Here is a 3561-nt window from a genome sequence, read left to right as displayed (position 1 = left end):
CGTGGTTGGTCGGTGTCTCCTCATCCGCATGATTAGCCGCCGCCCGGGCCATTATCCCCTTCCGCCGCCAAGCTGCCATCTCCCTGAGCCGACAGCATGCCAAACTCCGCCTTGCTGACTCTCCTGGAGTTAGGAACGGGTAGGTCACTCGCCTAGCGCTGGAATGGATTTGAAACCTCCGATTTGTCCGACGTGTCGGACTTCACCGGCACCAACGATCAAATCGAGGAAAATTGCGTGACAAAGCGAAAGTACAGACATCGCCGCAGCGTCGATGTTCGGATCAACTGGCTGCAACCACATGTCGGCGGCTTCAAGCACTGGCTTGTCCAGCGGAATTACTCGGCCGCGACGGTAACGGAGGTGGTGCGCCTTCTGGCATTGTGGGGCGATTGGGTACGCGCCGCCGGCCACGACGTCGACAAACTTACAGTGGGCTTGAGCGCTTCTGCATCGGTGTTCCACGGCAACAGAACTGCTCGTGCACCACAGGGTGCTGCCAAGCTGTTCGTCGAATATCTTCGCGAGCTGGACATCCTGCCGCCGGAACAACGCCCCTCATTGGACGAAACCTGGCCCGAATTGGTTGCTTTCCGTCGGTGGATGCAAGAACAACGTGGCGTCAAAGACTCCACTCTTGACACTTATCAAACCGTCCTCGTGAAATTTATGACGTCCCTGGGTGCTGATCCAGCTGCTTACACAGCTTCAGCAATCCGCATGTTCGTACTTGAGTCCGCCAAGCCGCACGGGCGCCATTGGGCGCAAAGCATCACCGTCGCTACGCGCGCCTACCTCAAATATCTCGTCGCAATGGGAAAATGTCCCGCCGGTCGGGAGCACGCGGTTCCGAACTTCGCAAGTTGGCAATTTGCGACGACGCCGCGCTTTCTTGCGCAAAGTGACATCGACCGCCTCCTTACCACATGTGACGGCGAAAGCCGGTTACGCGATCGCGCTGTCGTGCTCTTGCTGGCTCGATTGGGCCTCAGGGCAAGCGAAGTTAGCACTCTCAGGTTCGATGACATTGACTGGAGGAATGGCCGAATAGCACTTATCGGTAAGGTCCGGCGTGAGGAATGGCTGCCGCTGCCCCAGGAGGTTGGCGACGCTATATTGGCCTATATTGAGCGGGCAAGGCCGCGCATTGCGACGACGCGGGTGTTCCTAACGGATATCGCGCCGATCAGACCACTGAGCCGCATTGCCGTGAAGTGCCTCGTGCGTCGCGCGCTCGACAGAGCAGGAATTGAAAGCATCCATCGCGGTGCACATGTGTTGCGTCACTCTGCAGCGACGGCGATGCTGCGTAACGGCGCAAGCCTTGCCGGCGTCGGGGCCGTATTGCGCCACCGTTCTCCATCAACGACGGCGCTGTACGCTAAGGTCGACATCGGCCTGCTGTCGGAAATCGCGCAGCCTTGGGGCGGGAGGTTGCCATGCTGAGCGCTGACGTCACTCGCTATCTTAGTCTACGCCGAGCGCTCGGTTACAAGCTGATCAAGGCCGAACGGCATCTTCTGGCGTTCGCGCGCTTTGCATCCGAGCGGGGCGAGAGCTACGTTCGGGCTGCAACGGTTCTCACATGGTTGCCGACGGCTGCTAAAACGCCGAACTCCATGGCGCATCGCCTGACGAACCTGATCGGGTTTGCCCGCTTTCTTCATGCGGAAGATCCGCGTCACGAGATCCCGCCTGCGGATATCAAGCGCGCCACCAATAGACCGGTGCCCTATATCTACACAAAGTACGAGATCGCCCGGATCCTCGATACTGCCGGCAATCTCAGGCTCCAAAAGCCCAATCCGCTGCGTCGCGAACTCTATGTCATGCTCTTCGGTCTGATCGCGGCCACTGGACTTCGCATCTCCGAAGCTCTTGCACTCAGGCTCGATGACATCCTGCCCGATGGCGTTTTGCACATTCGGGAAACAAAGTTCCGCAAGAGCCGCCTGGTGCCGCTGCACGCCACCGTCATCGAAGCGCTCAAAGGCTATATTGAGATCCGGCGCCAACGCGCTGGCGAGAGCGATTGGCTCTTCCCATCCGTCCAGCACCGACAGCTCTACCCGACGACCGTCAATTGTACGTTCCGCGCCCTGCTGCGACGAGCGGGTATTGCACCGGAGCGAGGTCAACCGCCACGCATCCATGACCTTCGTCATACCTTCGCAACCCGGGTGCTGGAACAATGCGGCGCCGATCGCAGCGCAGTTGCCAGGCACTTCGTCGCACTGTCGACGTACCTGGGTCATGTCAGTATCCACAATACATACTGGTATCTTCAGGCGACTCCGGAAATGATGGCCGACATCGCTGCGGCGGCAGAGGCTTTGGTCGGGGAGAATGCCGCATGACGGAGCTCGCCCCTCTCATCACCGGCTTCCTGCGAGACTACATGCCTCGACAGCGAGGTTACAGCCCACAAAGCTGCGAGACATACGCGTTCAGCTTCAAGCTGCTGTTCAACTTCGCAGCAAAACGGCTCGGCACGCGCCCGTCTTTGCTCAGGATCGAAGACCTCGATGCACCGATGATCGTGGCTTTCCTCGCGCACATTGAACAGGATCGCGGCAACAGCGCGTCGACGCGCAATGTGCGGCTCGCCGCCATCAAGGCGTTCATGCGCTACCTCGAGCACAAGGTGCCGTCCGCACTGGAGCAGATCGGGCGGGTGCATGCGATCCCGAGCAAACGCCATGATCAGAAGCTCATTCGCCATCTGACAATGGAAGAGGTCCGAGCGATTCTCAACGGACCGGACCTTGCGACGAGATCTGGCATTCGTGATCGGGCGATGATGCATCTCTGCTTCGCCGGAGGCTTGCGAGTGTCAGAATTGATCGGAGTTTTGACGGCAGATCTGTCGCTTCGCCACGGCGCGAGCGTGACAGTTCTGGGAAAGGGTCGCAAGGAACGCTGCCTGCCGCTCTGGAAAGACACTGCGCGCGACATTCGCGCCTGGTTAAGTGTCCGGGGCGAGGTCCGTGTGCCGGAGCTCTTCGTCAATGCTCAAGGCGACCCGATGACCCGTGCCGGCTTCGAGTATGTCCTCGACAAGTATGTCGTCAAAGCAGCCGAGAGTTGCGTATCGCTTCGCGACCGTCGTGTCTCACCTCATCAGCTTCGGCACGGCTGCGCAGTCGTGATGCTGCAGGCGACCCGTGACATCCGCAAGGTCGCCCTCTGGCTCGGCCACGCCGATATCCGCACGACGGAGGTTTACCTCCGCATGGATCCGTCCGAGAAGTTGGAAGCTGTCGAGGCAGTTGTTCCGCCGGAACTGAGGCGGGGCCGGTTTAAGGCTCCGGATGCACTGATCGCATCGTTGCTTTCGGATTTGGCAATACCGGCGTACTCAGAACGGGTGCGCCCCAGAGCGGAGTTCCCCACCGATACGGTCTGATCTGCTTCATCCGATATCGCGCTTGGCATGGCGGCAATCCCATGTCAGGCGCAGCTTGTCTCGTCCATCAGGCAGATGGCGGTCCGGTTCGACGGGAGGGATGATGGCCCGGGCGTCGGCTGATCATGCGGATGAGGCGACGCCGACAAACCACA

3 protein-coding genes are annotated in these 3561 nt (G+C 59.9%); all 3 read left to right on the top strand.

Translation table 11 applies throughout. The features are described 5' to 3' along the window. Positions 1–192: 192 nt before the first annotated feature. From HJC00_RS32225 to HJC00_RS32215, 3 genes are read left to right on the top strand one after another with little or no spacing between them, the layout of a single operon-like run. Positions 193–1446, top strand: coding sequence for a tyrosine-type recombinase/integrase (locus HJC00_RS32225; RefSeq protein ID WP_311044210.1), 1254 nt, complete (start codon positions 193–195; stop codon positions 1444–1446). Continuing rightward, entirely contained in the window at positions 1440–2357 is a 918-nt protein-coding gene (locus tag HJC00_RS32220; protein ID WP_168255443.1) for a tyrosine-type recombinase/integrase, read from the top strand. Before HJC00_RS32225 ends, HJC00_RS32220 begins: the two co-directional genes overlap by 7 nt. Beyond that, positions 2354–3406 (top strand): tyrosine-type recombinase/integrase, encoded by a 1053-nt coding sequence (locus HJC00_RS32215; RefSeq protein ID WP_221165207.1) that lies wholly within the window; start codon positions 2354–2356, stop codon positions 3404–3406. The genes HJC00_RS32220 and HJC00_RS32215 overlap by 4 nt, the downstream gene beginning before the upstream one ends. Positions 3407–3561: the final 155 nt, after the last annotated feature.

This window comes from Rhizobium sp. NLR22b (genome assembly GCF_019685295.1).
In the GTDB taxonomy this organism is placed as follows: Bacteria; Pseudomonadota; Alphaproteobacteria; order Rhizobiales; family Rhizobiaceae; genus Rhizobium.
The sequence above is the reverse complement of the archived record's forward strand: the minus strand, read 5'-3'. Positions and strand labels throughout refer to the sequence as shown.

What these genes read in the sequence shown, in the direction of transcription:
- HJC00_RS32220 (WP_168255443.1), top strand. Translation starts at nt 1,440, where the DNA reads ATGCTGAGCGCTGACGTCACTCGCTATCTTAGTCTACGCCGAGCGCTC.
- HJC00_RS32215 (WP_221165207.1), top strand. Translation starts at nt 2,354, where the DNA reads ATGACGGAGCTCGCCCCTCTCATCACCGGCTTCCTGCGAGACTACATG.